The organism is Actinosynnema sp. CA-299493 (genome assembly GCF_050946825.1).
Classification (GTDB): domain Bacteria; phylum Actinomycetota; class Actinomycetes; order Mycobacteriales; family Pseudonocardiaceae; genus Actinosynnema.
On the sequence record NZ_CP191993.1, the window covers coordinates 8,845,762 to 8,859,933 of the forward strand.

At 69.8% G+C, this 14,172-nt stretch carries 17 protein-coding genes and 1 tRNA gene; 13 read left to right on the forward strand and 5 right to left on the reverse strand.

Translation table 11 applies throughout. The features are described 5' to 3' along the window. Positions 1-23: 23 nt before the first annotated feature. The 10 genes from ACQPYE_RS38090 (at position 24) to ACQPYE_RS38135 (ending at position 8,815) form a co-directional block, all read left to right on the forward strand. A complete protein-coding gene (locus ACQPYE_RS38090) occupies positions 24-281 on the forward strand; it encodes a hypothetical protein (protein ID WP_498717937.1) in 258 nt (85 codons plus the stop codon). After that, positions 281-1,354, forward strand: a complete 1,074-nt coding sequence (locus ACQPYE_RS38095; protein ID WP_498717938.1) for a hypothetical protein — start codon at positions 281-283, stop codon at positions 1,352-1,354. Before ACQPYE_RS38090 ends, ACQPYE_RS38095 begins: the two co-directional genes overlap by 1 nt. Next, positions 1,351-1,626, forward strand: coding sequence for a hypothetical protein (locus ACQPYE_RS38100; protein ID WP_498717939.1), 276 nt, complete (start codon positions 1,351-1,353; stop codon positions 1,624-1,626). Before ACQPYE_RS38095 ends, ACQPYE_RS38100 begins: the two co-directional genes overlap by 4 nt. Beyond that, on the forward strand, positions 1,623-2,699 hold the full coding sequence (locus tag ACQPYE_RS38105) for a DUF2637 domain-containing protein (protein WP_498717940.1): 1,077 nt from the start codon (positions 1,623-1,625) through the stop codon (positions 2,697-2,699). The genes ACQPYE_RS38100 and ACQPYE_RS38105 overlap by 4 nt, the downstream gene beginning before the upstream one ends. Further along, positions 2,696-4,864: a hypothetical protein gene (locus tag ACQPYE_RS38110; protein WP_498717941.1), complete on the forward strand. Its 2,169-nt coding sequence runs from the start codon at positions 2,696-2,698 to the stop codon at positions 4,862-4,864. Before ACQPYE_RS38105 ends, ACQPYE_RS38110 begins: the two co-directional genes overlap by 4 nt. 284 nt (positions 4,865-5,148) lie before the next feature. Next, a complete protein-coding gene (locus tag ACQPYE_RS38115) occupies positions 5,149-5,319 on the forward strand; it encodes a hypothetical protein (protein ID WP_201437735.1) in 171 nt (56 codons plus the stop codon). A 55-nt stretch (positions 5,320-5,374) separates the two neighbouring features. Beyond that, a complete protein-coding gene (locus tag ACQPYE_RS38120) occupies positions 5,375-5,947 on the forward strand; it encodes a DUF2742 domain-containing protein (RefSeq protein WP_498717942.1) in 573 nt (190 codons plus the stop codon). Positions 5,948-6,033: 86 nt separating this feature from the next. After that, on the forward strand, positions 6,034-7,227 hold the full coding sequence (locus tag ACQPYE_RS38125) for a DUF3631 domain-containing protein (protein ID WP_498717943.1): 1,194 nt from the start codon (positions 6,034-6,036) through the stop codon (positions 7,225-7,227). Between the two features lie 2 nt (positions 7,228-7,229). After that, positions 7,230-7,415 carry a helix-turn-helix transcriptional regulator gene (locus ACQPYE_RS38130; RefSeq protein ID WP_141980258.1) on the forward strand — a complete coding sequence of 62 codons (186 nt, stop codon included), beginning with the start codon at positions 7,230-7,232 and terminating at the stop codon, positions 7,413-7,415. Further along, positions 7,412-8,815 carry a tyrosine-type recombinase/integrase gene (locus ACQPYE_RS38135; protein ID WP_498717944.1) on the forward strand — a complete coding sequence of 468 codons (1,404 nt, stop codon included), beginning with the start codon at positions 7,412-7,414 and terminating at the stop codon, positions 8,813-8,815. Before ACQPYE_RS38130 ends, ACQPYE_RS38135 begins: the two co-directional genes overlap by 4 nt. Positions 8,816-8,943: 128 nt before the next feature. Here ACQPYE_RS38135 and ACQPYE_RS38140 read toward each other — a convergent pair. Beyond that, a tRNA-Tyr gene (locus ACQPYE_RS38140) sits at positions 8,944-9,024 on the reverse strand. Positions 9,025-9,147: 123 nt separating this feature from the next. Here ACQPYE_RS38140 and ACQPYE_RS38145 point away from each other — a divergent pair. Together ACQPYE_RS38145 and rfbA are read left to right on the forward strand one after the other, a co-directional pair. Continuing rightward, positions 9,148-9,639 (forward strand): YajQ family cyclic di-GMP-binding protein, encoded by a 492-nt coding sequence (locus tag ACQPYE_RS38145; protein ID WP_498717945.1) that lies wholly within the window; start codon positions 9,148-9,150, stop codon positions 9,637-9,639. Continuing rightward, the gene (gene rfbA, locus ACQPYE_RS38150) at positions 9,636-10,508 is read left to right on the forward strand and encodes a glucose-1-phosphate thymidylyltransferase RfbA (protein WP_498717946.1); all 873 of its coding nucleotides are present in this window, start codon (positions 9,636-9,638) and stop codon (positions 10,506-10,508) included. Before ACQPYE_RS38145 ends, rfbA begins: the two co-directional genes overlap by 4 nt. A 24-nt stretch (positions 10,509-10,532) precedes the next feature. On the opposite strand, the gene htpX is transcribed toward rfbA, so the two are convergent. Genes htpX through ACQPYE_RS38170 form a run of 4 tightly spaced genes read right to left on the reverse strand, consistent with a single transcriptional unit; the run spans position 10,533 to position 12,891 of the window. Then, a complete protein-coding gene (htpX, locus tag ACQPYE_RS38155; RefSeq protein WP_498717947.1) occupies positions 10,533-11,402 on the reverse strand; it encodes a zinc metalloprotease HtpX in 870 nt (289 codons plus the stop codon). Positions 11,403-11,421: 19 nt separating this feature from the next. Then, complete coding sequence (locus tag ACQPYE_RS38160; RefSeq protein WP_498717948.1) at positions 11,422-11,898, reverse strand: 4Fe-4S binding protein; 477 nt, start codon at positions 11,896-11,898, stop codon at positions 11,422-11,424. Continuing rightward, positions 11,891-12,475: an NADH-quinone oxidoreductase subunit C gene (locus ACQPYE_RS38165; protein WP_498717949.1), complete on the reverse strand. Its 585-nt coding sequence runs from the start codon at positions 12,473-12,475 to the stop codon at positions 11,891-11,893. Before ACQPYE_RS38165 ends, ACQPYE_RS38160 begins: the two co-directional genes overlap by 8 nt. After that, entirely contained in the window at positions 12,472-12,891 is a 420-nt protein-coding gene (locus ACQPYE_RS38170) for an NADH-quinone oxidoreductase subunit B (protein WP_498717950.1), read from the reverse strand. The genes ACQPYE_RS38165 and ACQPYE_RS38170 overlap by 4 nt, the downstream gene beginning before the upstream one ends. Before the next feature lie 241 nt (positions 12,892-13,132). Between ACQPYE_RS38170 and ACQPYE_RS38175 the strand changes: the two genes are divergently transcribed. Continuing rightward, entirely contained in the window at positions 13,133-14,170 is a 1,038-nt protein-coding gene (locus tag ACQPYE_RS38175) for a LysR family transcriptional regulator (protein ID WP_498717951.1), read from the forward strand. Positions 14,171-14,172 lie beyond the last annotated feature (2 nt).

Below are 14,172 nucleotides of genomic sequence, written 5' to 3' on the forward strand. Positions count from 1 at the left end.
AATCGAAGGTGGCGAGACGCCCGGTGTACATCGACGAAGACAGCCAAAGGTTCAGCCCGGATGGGCTGACGGAAGACGCGATCGACGCGCTGATCAGGGACGTTGCGGACGAGCTGGCCGACGAGTCGGCGGAGCTGGCCGCGGCCATGTTGGCGCTGGCGGACGGCCCGACGCACAACCGCGCCGTGCGGCGCACCACGGAGCGCAAGCTCGGCAGCATCGTGCGGGTTCTCCGCGTGCACGGCCCGGTCAACGACACGGCCGTGACCGAGGCTGCGTGATGAGCCGCCTCACCTTCCTGACCACCTCGGACCGGCGGCCGACTCCGGCCAAGAAGACACCGCCGGTCCAGGTCTCCAGCACCCAGCAAAGCAGGCAGGAGAGCACCAGCATGTCCGACAGGGCATCCGAGCACCAGCCGACCCAGGACTTCACCGCCGCGAACTTCCCGACGCCGCACCTGGCGTTGCGCGGCACGGCCGACGACGTGCAGGTGCGCGGGTTCGCCGAGGAGCAGGCTCGTGCGGCGCGTACGTTGCTGCCGCGTGTGTCGGCTGCGCTGGCGCTGCCGAGCACCGGGCACCGCGTCGAAGTGCTGACCCTGGCCTACGACGCAGTGGTGCGGTGGCGGCGTGCGCTGGCCGCCGCTGCCGAAGACGCCCGTTACGGCGTCACGGGCCGTCCGGCTGTGTCGCGGTACGCGGTGACGTTGGACGACGACGGCCCGAACTACGACCGGTTGGGCGACGTGGGCAGGCTGCGTGCCGGTGCCCGCTGGGATGCCATCACCGGCCGGTGGACCGGTGGCACCGACACTCCGGCCAGTCGCATCCTGGCCGTCTACGGGCTGGCCGCACGCCGACGGTTCGCGGTGGAGTGCGCCAGTTCCGTGGACCGGCTGGCCAACGAAGTCGGGTTGCCGATCAGTGACCGGCTGATCCTGGGTAACACGCTGCTGCGTGGTGACGCCGCCCGTGAGGTGGCGGTCCGGTTGGCCGCCCGACTCGGTGAACGGCGCGGTGTTGCCGAGGTAGAGACCACCGGTGACCTGCTCTACGTGGTCACCGCCGACTCGGACGCGCGTCGAGCGGCGTTCCGTGAAGCCATGCTGGTGCTCTCCATGGCCGAGCGGGGCGACTGGTCGGCGTGGTGGTCGGCTACCTACCTGCTCTACCAGGCCCCGCTGTTCAAGAAGGGCAGCGACGCCACCAACCGCGTGTTCCTCGCCGCGGTTGGCGCGGCCCTGCTGGGTGAGGCCCCGGTGATCCCGCACGACATCGACTTGCGGTGCATGGTGCTGGGGCAGAACGCGGTCATGGCCACGCCGCTGCTGTGCGGGCAGGTGACGGCATGACCACCGTGCCCGTTCCCGTCCTACTGCTGGCCGTCGCGCTGGCGCTGGTCGCGGTGGTCCTGCTGTGGAAGCTGTTGGTCACCGCCGGTCTGATCGGCTTGGCGCAGTGGGCCGTGATCACCCAGACCGAGAACACGACGGCCGTCATGGTCGCGGTCGGTGTGCCCGCCATCGTGCTGACGATTCTGCTGCGCCGCGCCACTCGAACGCACCGCAACAGCTCGTTCTCCCGTTCCCCGCTGTACCTGCGCCGTCAGGAGGCGACTCGATGAGCACCTACGCCGAGAACCGCCGGGCCGACCGAGTGACTGCGGCTGAGCAGCGCCGCGCGGACCAGGCGCTGTTGTTCGAGCAGCGTCGTGCCGACCAACAGGCTGCGGCCAAGCTCTCGCAGGCCCGGAAGAACGCCACTCGTGCACGCCGTGCCGCGCTGTGGTCGGCGCTGACCGGATGGCTGCGCGCCCACACTCTCGACCTGCTGTTCGTGCCGGTGATCGTGGTTCCGGCGGTGCTGGCGTGGACTGCGATGGCCGAGTACGGCCGAGAGGTGTTCGGGCCGGTCGGCACGCTGTTGCCGCTGTTCTCCGAAGGCGCGATGTGGACGTTCGCGTTCGCCGTGCCGATGGCACAGCGTGCGGGCCGGTCGACCGGGTGGCTGCACCTGGGTACATGGGTGTTCGCCGCGGTGGCCGCTGTCTTGAACTACGTGCACGGCTCGACCGTGGCGCACGGCATCGTCATGGCGCTGGTGTCGGTCGGTGGCGTCATCGTCCACCAGCTCGTCACCGCCTCCCCTGCCGGTAAGCGTCGTACCCGTGCCGAGCGGGACGCACAGCGGCTCGACCGGCAGGCCGCTCGGCGGGTGCTCGCGGTTCGCCGCGCGGCGCTGGACCAGGCGGTGGCCGAGCTGTCCGCAGACGGAACCGCCACGCTCGTGCACCGCCCCGGCCTGGTCGCGTACCGACGCCGGTGGGGACGCGCCCGCCTGGTGCCGACCACCGTTCCCGGTCTGCCGCTCGCCGACTCCGGCGACGACTGGACCGCCGAAATCGCCGAGTACCTAGCTGCCCTCCCCGCGTCCCGACCGGCCGTCGAGCGGAACAGGCGGAACGGGTCCGGTAGTGCGGAAACGCCGCCGACGGAGATCACGGACAAGGTCGCGACGTACGCGGCGAAGGTTCGTGCCGCGATCGACGCCAAGCAGCTTCCCGCCCGTCCGTCGCAGACCCAGGTGCGCAAGTTCCTCCGCATCCGGGGAGCGGTGGCCGTGGAGGTGCACCGCGTGCTGTTCCCGACTCACACCGACCCCGGTGACGATGACCCCCGTCAGGCGGTGACCGCATGAGCACGCCCAACCCGATCGGCGACGACATGGGCAACGTGGTGCCCCTGCGCCGCGCCGAAGCGACCCGCACCACCGCGCCCGGCGCGGTCCTGGAGACGGACACGGCGGTGGCCGGTGAGCTGCTGACCGCCGAGCGTGAAGCCGAACTGGCCCGCCAGCGCACCACCGACAGCGACTCCCGCACGCGGACCGAGGTGGCTCGCGCCGCCGCGACGACGGTCGGCAAGGCCATGATGCGGGCCGGATACCGGGTGTACCGGGGTCACGAGCAGTGGCTGACGCACGCGGTGCAGGCCGCGACCTACGCCCACTACCGCGAGCGCATCGCGGCAGCACGAGCGCAGGGTGACGCGGCCGGTATCGCCGAGTGGCAGGACCGGTTGCGGCAGGCGAAAGCCGACCGGCGGGACCGGATCACCGGCGCTCCCCGCACGGTGCTGGCGCTGGTGCGCACGGTGCTGCTGGCCGTGATCGTGCTGTTCGCGGTGCTGCTCATGGTCGGTGTGGCCGTGCACCTGTGGGAAGGCGGCTGGACCTGGTCGGAGTGGTGGGGCTTCGTCACCGCCACCGGCGACGTCATCGGCACCGTGGTCATGCTCGGCGTTCAGGCCGCGATCATCGGCGTTCCGGCCGTGTGGCTGCTGGGCGCGCACCGCGCCGGAGCGTCCGCCACCGACGTGCCCGCTTGGGCCATGTCGCCGACGCAGCGGGAGGAGACGCACCGCGTCGTCACGCCTGGCGGCATCGGCGAAGCCCTGGTTCACCTGGGCATTCCCGCGCTGAACAAGGCCATCAAGGCAGGTTGGACGGTCGAGTTCGCCACTCCGCCGGTACGGGTGAACCAGCGCGGCTACCAGGCCACGTTCTCCCTGCCGCTCGGCGTGACCCCGGACATGATCAGCGACAAGCGGGACGTGTTGGCGCGCAACCTGCACCGCGACCCAATGGAGGTCTGGCCGAACGCGGCGGAGCGTGCCGGGTTCGTGGACCTGTGGGTGGCCGATCCCGGTCTGTCGACCAAGGCAGCGCCGCCTTATCCGCTGCTCAACGCCGGTACCGTCGACGTGTTCACCGGTGTGCCGCTGGGTGTGTCGCAGCGCGGTGACGTCGTCCAGCCTCCGCTGGTCTCGTCCAACGTCGTGTTCGGCGGGATGATGGGGCAGGGCAAGTCCAACGCCGGTCGCGTGGTCATGCTCGGCGCGTCCCTGGACCCGCTGGCCGAGCTGTGGGTGTTCGTGTTCGCGGGCAACGGTGACTTCGACGCCTACCGGCCCCGTCTGGCGCGCTACGAGCGCGGCACCGACGCGTCCGTTGTGGACTCGGCGGTGGAGTCGCTGCGGGAGCTGTACGACGAGGTCGGCCGCCGTGAGGCGCGGCTTGCCGAGTTGGGCGCGAAGAAGGTCACGCGCGGACTCGCCGAGAAGCACCCGGACCTGCGGCCGATCGTGGCCCTGTTCAGCGAGTGCCACGAGCTGTTCGGCAGCGCCCAGGGCGAGGAAGCCGCGGAACTGGCGGTGCAAACCCTGCGCCGCGCCCGCAAGACCGGCATCATCCTGGGCTTCGACACCCAGTCGTCACGGGCTGACGCCATCCCGCCGAAGATCGTGGAGTTGGTGCAGCTCAACGCTTGCTTCGCCGTGAAGTCGTGGCGCAGCAACGACGGGTTCCTCGGCGACGGGTCGTTCCAGGCCGGTATCCGGGCGACCGAGCTGCGCGCGGGCAAGGACCGGGGGACGTCCATCCTCACCGGCGCGACCGCCGAGCGGTTCGAGGTGCTGAAGTGGTTCTTCATCCAGGTCAACGACGACACCGGGTGGGACGCCGCGACGGACGTCATCGAGCGCGCCATGACGAAGGTGCACCCGGCCGTGGTCGTCGGCACACCGGAACGTGCCGCGCCGCCAGCTGCCCGCGACCTGCTGGAGGACGTGTCCGAGGTGCTGGGCCACGACACCGTGCCCGCGGCTGACGTGCCCGCGCTGCTGGCCAAGCTCGCGCCCGACTGGGCTCCGTACCGCAAGCTCACCGGCAAGCAACTGCGCGAACTGTTGGCCGACCAGGGCGTCAAGGTGCCCTCGACCGGCAACCGCTACCCGGTCGATCCGGTCACGGTGCGTGAAGCACTGGCCAAGCGCTCCACTCGCGACTTGGACGACGAGGACTAGCCACCATCGTCACCGGGTTAGGTCCCGCAGACCTCTCCACGGGTCTCCAGAGCGGCCCTGAACAGGGTTTCCACGGCGGGACCTAACCCGGCTGACCGGCTAACTAACTCCAGCTCAAGCCCATGATCACGCCACCGGTCCCGACGAGTTACGAACCTAACTCCGTACCGGTGAGCTAACTCCACCCCACACCGCTCCGCGCGACCGACGCGACACCTGCTCCTGGTGCTCGTGTCGACCTTGCGCACCCACACATCGTCACACACAGTGACAGAGAGGTCGTCATGAGCGACGACAACCTGATCCACCTCCAGGTCAAGCGCTCCTGGTGGGACGGCAGCGCCCTGACCGCGTGCGGCCTTCGCGTCGAGAAGCCCGAAGGCGTCTGGACCTGGTTCACCGACCTGACCTGGTGCCCGACCTGCAAGGCCGCGGACAAGGCGAGGCGCAAGTGATCACGCACCACGTCGCCGACGCCCACCAGCCCACCACTTGCCAGGGAGACCGGTCATGAGCACCCAGGCCCGACGCCCGTTCTGCGACCCGGACGCCGTCCGCCCGTGGAACCGCACACCGAGGTTCGACCTCGACGCCGTCCGCCGGTGGGCCGAACCGCTGCTGCGCCGCGCCTACGCCGCCGCGCCGCGCCGTCCGCTCACCGGCCCGCACAGCCTCATCCCGCTGGCCGGTAGCCCGGAGTGGATCGCACTGGCCGACTCCGACCCGCGCAAGCCAGCCGCCTTGGTGCTGGCCGCCTTGGCGCGGCTGGAGGAGTCCACGGCGGACGCCATCGCACAGCGCGTGGCCGCCGACTGGGCCGACGCTCAGGTTGGCCACCGCGAGCGCGTCCGTGCGGTCGCCACCGCGCCGGACCAACTCCCGCACATCGCCGGACACCAGCCGTTCTGCTTGTCCGCCAAGCGCAAGCTCGTCAGCGACCTCCCCTGTGGACACGCCGGGTGCACCGCGCTCGTGCGGTTCGTCCACCCGCTGGCCGACGAGTTGGCCGCGCGCCTGCCGGACACGTCGTGGGTGCGCTGCGTCCGTCACGACGGCACCACGCAGTTGGCGGTGGCCGCGTGAACGGCCACGCACCGCACTCCACCGACCCAGGTTCGCCGCTCGTCACCTGGGAGACCGTCGAGCACCAGGCCCGGAAGGAAGTCGGCATGAGCACCGCCACCGGCACCACGGTGACGCACCACGGCGAGGTTGACCGGCCAGGGCTGCGGCTGCTGACGCCCGAGACCACCATGGGCGCCGGTCCCCAGCTCGACGGCGCGAAGGTGCTGGACGATGTCCGGGAGTTCCTGGCCCGCTTCTCGGCGTTCCCGCACGAGCACTGCGCCCCGATGCTGGCGCTCTGGTACGCCCACACATGGGCCGTGGAGCAGTTCTACGTCACGCCGCGGCTCGTGCTGTCCTCCGCCGAACCCGGATCCGGCAAGACCCGCGTCCTGGAGGTCGCCCAGTACCTGGTCAAGTCGCCGGAGATGACGTTCTCGGCGAGTCCGGCCGCGCTGTTCCGCATGGTCAGCAACGCGCCGATCACGATCCTGTTCGATGAGGTCGACGCGATCTTCACGCGCAACGGCAGCGGGAACGAAGACCTCCGCGCGCTGCTCAACGCCGGGTACAAGCGGTCCGCCACGGTGGCCAGGTGCAAGGGCGACGCCAACAACATGGTCGTGGAGCGGTTCGCGGTCTATGCGCCCGCTGCGCTGGCCGGAATCGCCGGTGGAATGCCCGCCACCATCACCACGCGTGCCATCACGATCAACCTGCGTCGCCGACGCCGTGAAGAGCGCGTGGACGCGTTCCGCGAACGTCTGGTGGCCATCGAGTCGGCACCGATCCGCGAAGCGCTCGCCGAGTGGATGACCAGCGTCGGTGAGCAGGTCGGCACGGCCACGCCGGTGATGCCAGAGGGTGTCACCGACCGACCGGCGGAAATCTGGGAACCGCTGCTGGCGATTGCCGACGCGGCCGGTGGGCACTGGCCGGAGACCGCACGGGCCGCGTGCCGGTACTTCGTCGCCGAAGCCACCGCCGTGCCCGTGTCGGACGGTGTCCGGCTGCTCTCCGACCTGCGGACGCTGTTCGCCGAGCGGCGCACCGACCGGATGACCACGGTCGAGATCCTGCTGGCGCTTCACGAGCTGGACGAATCGCCGTGGGCCGACTTCAACGGCAGGCCGCTGAACGCCCGCGCGCTGTCAGCCGAGCTGCGGGCCTACGGCGTGCGGACGAAGACGTTCAAGCACAACGGCGGTTCGGCCAAGGGCTACATGGTCAACGGCGAGAACGGTCTGGCCGACGCCTGGTCGCGGTACCTGCCCGCTGCGCACGAGGGGGAGAACTAGCCATGGCTCGACGTGAGTTGCTGACGGTCGCCGAGTTCTGCGCCGAGTTCAAGGTGGCCCGTTCGACCTTCTACGACTGGCTGGCTAAGGGCACTGCGCCGCGCGTACGGAAGCTGCCGAACGGTCAGTTGCGGCTGGACCGCCGGGACATCGACACGTGGTTCGACGGACAGGAAGTGGCCGCATGACCGACACGAGCTATGACGTGCGGATTTACGTCATCGACGTCTACAAGGGCAAGCAGAAGACGACCCATTGGGTTCAGTGGTCGGTGGCACGGAAGCGGTTCAAGGAGCCGTTTCGGACGTCTGCGCTGGCGAACAGCTTTCGCTCGGAGTTGCTGAGTGCGACCAACAAGGGCGAGGCGTTCGACCGGGATAGCGGGCTCCCGGTGTCGATGGTGCGCAAGACGAACGCCACGTCGTCGTGGTTCGCGTTCTCGTGCATGTTCGTCGACATGAAGTGGCGGGACTCATCACCGGGGCAGCGCCGGACGATTGCCGACGCGTTGACGCCCATCACTTCGGCGCTGCTCACGGGAACGCGAGGCAGGCCGGACGGGGACGTGCTCCGCCGCGCAATGCGGGTGGCGTTCAACACCAGTCGCCGTGACGCCCGACAGCCAGCGGACGTAGCCGCAGCGCTGGCGTGGCTGTCGCAGAACACTCGGCCAGTGTCCGACCTGGCGAAACCGGACGTGCTCCGGGCGCTGCTGGCCGATGTCGAACGGAAGCTGGACGGCACGCGGGCAGCGCCGGACACGATTCGACTGCGCCGGATCACGCTCGGCAGCGCGCTGAACTACGCGGTGGAGAAGGAGCTGCTGAGCGCGAACCCGCTGAAGGAGGTGACGACGAAGAAGCGGAAGAACGTCGCCCACCAGGTCGACCGGCGTTCGGTGGCCAACCCTGTCCAGGCCCGGACGCTGCTCCAGGCCGTACCCGGCATCGGGCGGACCGGTCGCAAACTCGTGGCGTTCTTCGGCCTGATGTACTTCGCCGCTCTGCGTCCTGAGGAAGCCTCCGTACTGCGTCGCAGCGACCTGGTCATGCCACCACGGGAGTGGGACCAGGAGGCGGGCCGGTGGTGGGTCACTCAGTGGGGTGACATCCACCTGGCCAAGGCCGCGCCCGAGATCGGGGCTGAGTGGACCGACAGCGGCCGACGCAGCGAAGAACGAGGGCTGAAGCACCGAGAGGACGGCGAGGGCCGCACGGTGCCGCTCTCCCCCGATCTGGCGGTGCTGCTGTACGACCACTTCGACCACTTCGGTACCGCGCCCGGTGGGCTGCTGTTCGTCGCCGAGCGCGGTGGACGCATCGGCAGTTCGACCTACGGGCGGGTGTGGGCGCTGGCACGCGAAGCGGCGTTCACGCCCGACGTGGTGGCGTCACCGCTCGCCAAGCGGCCCTATGACCTCCGTCACGCCTGCGTCTCAACCTGGCTCAATGCGGGTGTGGAGGCACCGCGAGTAGCCGAATGGGCCGGACACAGCCTCAACGTCCTAATGCGGGTGTACGCGAAGTGCCTCGACGGTGGGGAGGAACGAGCGCGTCAGCTCGTCCAGGCCCGACTAGGTGCCGCGTAGCGAACAGAGCTTCGGTACGTCCTCGGTACAGCCACCCGTAGAACGTCGGTTCTGGCCGTACACAGCCGGACAACACGAGAAAGCCCCTGTGACCAGTCTTGCCTGGTCACAGGGGCTTCTCGCTGATGTGGCGGGTAGAGGATTCGAACCTCTGTAGCTTTCGCGACGGATTTACAGTCCGCTCCCATTGGCCGCTCGGGCAACCCGCCCCGCCCCCGGTGGTGCCGGGTGCGGTGGAGACAATACATAAGCCCGTGGGGGGATGCGCAACCGGGTTCCCCGGTAGGCTTCCGGGCGGTTCCAGACCCCACCTACGCGGAGGTACCGAGCACGTGGCAGACCCGTCGTTCGACGTGGTGAGCAAGGTCGACCGCCAGGAAGTCGACAACGCGCTCAACCAGGCCGCCAAAGAGCTGAGCACCCGGTTCGACTTCCGCGGCACGGAGACGCAGGTGTCGTGGGCCGGCGAGGAGGCGATCACCTTCCAGTCCGAGACCGAGGAGCGCTGCCGGGCCGCGATCGACGTCTTCCAGGAGAAGCTGGTCAAGCGCGGCATCTCGATGAAGGCCTTCGAGATCGGCGACCCGGCCCTGTCGGGCAAGGTGTTCAAGGTGACCGGCAACCTGGTCCAGGGCATCTCGAGCGAGAAGGCCAAGGAGATCGCGAAGAAGGTCCGCGACGAGGGCCCCAAGGGCGTGCAGGCGCAGATCCAGGGCGACCAGCTGCGCGTCACGGGCAAGAAGAAGGACCACCTGCAAGACGTGATCGCCCTGCTCAAGAGCTCCGACTTCGGCATCGCCATCCAGTTCACCAACTACCGATGAAGGGGATCGTCCTCGCGGGCGGCAGCGGGACGCGGCTGCACCCCATCACGCAGGCGGTGTCGAAGCAGCTGCTGCCGGTGTACGACAAGCCGATGGTGTACTACCCGCTCTCGGTGCTGATGCTGGCGGGCGTGCGCGAGGTGCTGCTCATCTCGACCCCGGTGGACCTGCCGCTGTTCCGGCGGCTCCTCGGTGACGGCTCGCAGTTCGGCCTGAGCATCTCCTACGCCGAGCAGGCTCACCCGAACGGGCTGGCGGAGGCGTTCGTCATCGGCGCGGACTTCATCGGCGACGACGACGTGTCGCTGGTGCTCGGCGACAACATCTTCTACGGCCACGGCTTCTCCCGCGTCCTCCAGGACAACGTCGCCAACCTGGACGGCTGCGTGCTGTTCGGCTACCCGGTGAAGGACCCGGAGCGCTACGGGGTCGGCGAGGTCGACGCGGGCGGCAGGCTGATCAGCATCGAGGAGAAGCCCGCGCAGCCGAAGTCGAACAAGGCCATCACCGGCCTGTACCTCTACGACAACGGTGTCGTGGACATCGCCAAGTCGCTCGCGCCGTCGCCGCGCGGCGAGCTGGAGATCACCGACGTCAACCTCGCCTACCTGCGGGAGGGCCGGGCCAACCTGGTCGACCTCGGCCGGGGGTTCGCGTGGCTGGACACCGGCACGCACGACTCCATGCTGGAGGCGGGCCAGTTCGTGCAGGTGCTGGAGCACCGGCAGGGCGTGCGCATCGCGTGCCTGGAGGAGATCGCGCTGCGGATGGGGTTCATCAGCGCCGAGCAGTGCTACGCACTCGGCGAGAAGCTGGCCAAGTCCGGCTACGGCCAGTACGTGATGAACGTCGCACTGGAAGCCCGCTAGGCCGCCCGCACCGCTGGACGCGCGCTAGGAGCGGCGGGCCATCTCCTCCAGCCGGCGCACGCGGTCCTCGATCGGCGGGTGGGTGGAGAACAACTTGACCCGGTTCTCCCCCGCCCGGAACGGGCTCGCGATCATCAGGTGCGACTGCGCGACCACGGCCGGCTCCGGCGCCAGCGGCGCGGCGCGCGTGCCCAGGTCGATCTTGCGCAACGCCGAGGCCAGCGCCAGCGGGTCGCCGGTCAGCTCCGCGCCGGACGCGTCGGCCTGGTACTCCCGGGACCGGCTGACGGCCATCCGCACGATCACCGCCGCGATCGGGCCGAGCACGGCGACGAGCAGCACCGCGAACGGGTTGGGCCGGTCCTCGTCACCGCCGCCGTCGCCGCCGAAGACGCTCGCGAAGATGGCCAGGTTCGCCACCGTGCTCACCGCGCCGGCCAGCGCCCCCGCCACGCACGAGATGAGGATGTCGCGGTTGTAGACGTGCGACAGCTCGTGCCCGAGCACCGCGCGCAGCTCGCGTTCGTCCAGCAGGTCGAGGATGCCGGTGGTGCAGCAGAGGGCGGCGTTGCGCGGGTTGCGGCCGGTCGCGAAGGCGTTCGGCGCGGCGGTGGGGCTGACGTAGAGGCGCGGCATGGGGCGGCGCGCGGCCATGGCCAGCTCGCGGACGATCCGGTACATCGCGGGCTGCTCCACCTCGGACACCGGCCTGGCGCGCATGGCGCGCAGCGCGAGCTTGTCCGAGTTGAAGTAGGCGTAGGCGTTCACGGCCAGCGCCAGCAGCAGGCCGAGGACCAGGGCGGTGCGGCCGAACAGCGAGCTGATCGCCACGATCGCCCCGCTCGTGGCGGCGAGCAGCAACGCGGTCTTCAACGCGTTGAAGTGCTGGTGCACGCTTCGCCTCCGGCTGTCCCTACGTCCCCTCCCTCAACGCGCCCGGTCGGCGCGTGGTTCCGGTACCGGGGCGTGCCGCGCGTGTGGCGGTGGTCTCGGGCGCGGGTTCGGCGTCCGCGTCCAGCGGCGGTGGCGGCGGCACGTGCGTGACCCACGTGGCCAGCACGTCGCGCTCGTGGACGAGTTCGGCGACCGCGCCGTCGCCGTCGAGGCCGCCCGTGCCGGGGTAGGAGAAGTCCGGCGCCCAGTGCAGGGCGTCGAACGGGCACGCCTCCACGCAGATGCCGCAGTACAGGCACTGGCCGTAGTCGATGGCGAACCGGTCGAGCACGTTGCGCGCGCGGGGCCGGGCCGAGCCGGGCTGCTGCTCGACCTCGGTGTGCGAGTCGATGTGGATGCACCAGTCGGGGCACTCGCGGGCGCAGATCATGCACACCGTGCAGTTGGCCTCCAGCAGCGCGATGACGCCTCGGGTACGCGGTGGCAGCTCAGCCACGGGTGTCCTCCTCAGAGCGCTCGTAGCGCGGTCCCCAGGACGGGTCGGGCACGCCGGGTGGCGCGGCCCGCCTGCGGCTGGGCGCCGACGTGCCGTCCTCGCCCGGTTCGAGCCTGCCAGGCCACGGGCGCACCACGCGGGAGGCCAGCACGAAGTCCTTGCGCAGCGGGTGGCCGCTGAAGCTGTCGGGCAGCAGCAGGTGGGCCGGTTCGCCGTCGGCGAGGGCGATGCCGAACATCTCCGCGGCCTCGCGCTCGTGCCACGCCGCGCCCGCCCACTGGGCGGCCACGCTCGGCAGCACGTCGTCCGGGCCGAGTTCGGTGCGCAGCAGCACGCCGTCCTTGGTGTCGGGGTCGAGCACGTGCAGCAGCACGGCGTGCCGCTGCCCGACCGCGCCGGGACGTCCCGCGTCCTCGACGCCGAGCCAGTCGAACTGCGTGCAGCCCAGCTCGTCGCGCGCGTGGCGGGCGGCTTCGGACCACGCGTGCAGCGGCACGTGCGCGGTCGTCTGGCCGAACGCGGTCTTGACCTGGGCGTCGGGGATCCGGGAGGCCAGGGCCTGCGACGCGGCGCTCACGACACCATCCGGTGCAGCGCGGCGAGGCCGTCGAGCAGGGCCTCGGGACGCGGCGGGCAGCCCGGCACGGCGACGTGCACCGGCAGCGCCTGGTCGATGCCCTTGGTGACGCTGTAGGAGTCCCAGTACGGCCCGCCGGTGTTGCTGCACGCGCCGACGGAGATCACGTAACGCGGTTCCGGCATCTCCTGGTAGGTCGCGATCACCGCGGGCAACATCACGTCGGTGACCGTGCCGGAGACGACGAGCACGTGCGCCTCACCCGCCGCGTGCACCGGATCGACCCCCAGTGCCTCCAGGTGTTCCGGGCGGTGGCCCTCGAGCGCCGCCATGACCTCGACGCCGCAGCAGGCCAGGCCGAGGTCGAGCACGGTGACCCGGTACGTCGTGCCCCAGTCCAAGGTGGAAACCGTCACACGGGTGAGGTTAATACGTGGGGGCCCGCCGGGCTGCTGCCCGGCGGGCCCCCAACCCCCCAATACCCCCCTGTTTGCTCCCACGTGAACAAGCACCTGGTTGCGGCTGAAGTCTCTTACGGATCGCGTATACCTGTCCAGGGAAATGCGACAAGATCTTCGGATAATTTCAGCGCGAACTGTGGTCAAGTTCAGTACAACTAATCGGTAGAACATCACGCCCCGACCCGAGAGGCCCTGCATGTCGACCTCGGCCCAACTGCTCCTGCCCGCGGGCAACAAGCTCAGCAGGCTCCTGCACACCTCGCCGTTGCTGATGGACACCACGTTGGACCAGCTCAGAACCCTGATCGCGGTGTACGAGACGCGATCGGCGCTGCGCGCGGCGCGGGTGCTCGGCCGTGAGCAGTCCAGTGTGCAGAAGCAGATCGACACGCTCAACCGCAACTTCAAGTCGTTGTGCGGCGAGCCGCTGGTCGTCAAGCAGGGCCGGGGAAAAGACGTGCTGATCACGCAGACCGGCGAGGCGTTGGTTGAATTGGCACGTACCACCTTGACCGAGTGGCTGGATTCGATTCACGAGTGCCGGCGCAAGCTCGGCACCACGGTCACCGTCGGCACGACGCGGTTCATGCTCGACTCGCTGGCCAAGGCGTGGCACCACGTCGCGGACGACTTCCGCCGGCGCGACGTGGAGCTGAAGGTCGTGCACATCCGCACCAAGGACATCTGGAAGAGCCTGAAGTCGAAAGAGGTCGACATCGTGTGCGGCAGCGTGGTCACGCACGCGGGCCGCAACAGCGGGGTCGAGGACTTCGACGTGATCGAGTGGCGCCGGGGCGGGTTGGCGCTGCTCACGAACCTGCCGGAGAGCAGGCTCGGCGGGAGCGTCGGCACCGGGGAGTTGCCGAAGCTGCCGCTGGTCGTGCCCGGTGACGGGTTGATCGCGGAGTTCCTGCGCGGCTGGTTCGGTCCGGACTACCGGAACGAACTGGACATCGCGGCGGAGATCGACGAGATCCAGTACGGCATGTCGCTGTTGCGGTCCGGGCTGGTGGAGGGCTGCATGATCGTCACGTCGGGTCTCGGCGTGGTGGCCGCGAACAACGAGCTGCGCGAGGGGTCGGGCCTGCGGGTGGTCGAGCTGACGAACGACCGGAAGCCGCAGCTGGAGCGCTTGGTCGGGGTCTTCGCCCGCAAGGAGGAGCGGGCGAAGTTCCCGGCCGACCACCCGTTGAACCTGCTGTGGGCGGCGTTCCAGCGCGAGGTGTCCGACTAGCG